1 pseudogene is annotated in these 253 nt (G+C 67.2%); it reads right to left on the bottom strand.

Going from position 1 to position 253, the window contains the following annotated elements:
• Positions 1-117 precede the first annotated feature (117 nt).
• Positions 118-253, bottom strand: a pseudogene (locus BHD06_RS22845) (transposase); the annotation flags it as partial.

The following is a 253-nucleotide window of genomic DNA, read 5'->3' as shown; positions in this document are numbered from 1 at the left end:
CCCGCCCATTTGGGGCGCAACGCGGGGGTGGGGCCTCTCCAGTCGGGCTACGCCCTCCCTGCGAGCCCCCACCCCCGCGTTCTCATCCTGATTGACGCTGGATTCTCACCTTGTTTGTCGCGCGGCACAGGCCGCCCGGAGCGTCCACCACAGCCAGTAGGCACAGCCGTGCAGCATGAGCCGCATCTGATTGGCGCTGGCCTTCGAGCACGACGTGCGGTCCGAGGCGAGATGGCTCTTCCAACCCTTGATG

This window comes from Roseovarius sp. A-2 (assembly GCF_002072155.1).
Lineage (GTDB): Bacteria > Pseudomonadota > Alphaproteobacteria > Rhodobacterales > Rhodobacteraceae > Roseovarius.
The sequence above is the reverse complement of the archived record's forward strand: the minus strand, read 5'-3'. Positions and strand labels throughout refer to the sequence as shown.